Genomic DNA, 405 nt, shown 5'->3' with positions numbered 1-405 from the left:
GTTTTGTCGCCTCGCTCGTCGGCGGTGCCTGGCTCCTGAGTACCGGGGTCCCGCTGCGGATCTCCGTGGACGAGCTGTGGGCCTCCTCGCTCGGCCTGGACCCGGAATCGATCAGCTTCGCCCTGGATCTGATTCCCCTGGGCCTCACCGCCATCACCCTCGGCCTGGCCGCTCGGGTCGGCTGGCGGCTGGGCGCGCTCGGGCCCCGCTTCGGGGGCGCGGGCGTGGTCGCCGCGGTCCTCGGCTTCGGCTGCGCGGCCTGGATCGTCGCCGCGCAGCTGCCCGCCGGGCTGGTCGGCGTGCCCCCGCTCGGCGCTGCGGCCATCGCCGGGGGCGGCTTCGCCCTCGCCGCGCTCGTGGGCGGCATCGTCCGCTCCGTGCGCGACGGCGCGCCCTGGCTGTTCC

Annotated in this window: 1 protein-coding gene; it reads left to right on the top strand. The window is 76.5% G+C overall.

The window, feature by feature from the left end:
• The coding region (locus OOT08_RS06245; protein WP_325092122.1) for a cell division protein PerM at nt 1–405 on the top strand (405 nt) is incomplete at both ends.

Source organism: Leucobacter sp. M11, from assembly GCF_035726885.1.
Classification (GTDB): domain Bacteria; phylum Actinomycetota; class Actinomycetes; order Actinomycetales; family Microbacteriaceae; genus JAPFRB01.
Note: the sequence above shows the minus strand (reverse complement) of the source record. Positions and strands in the feature narration are given on the sequence as shown.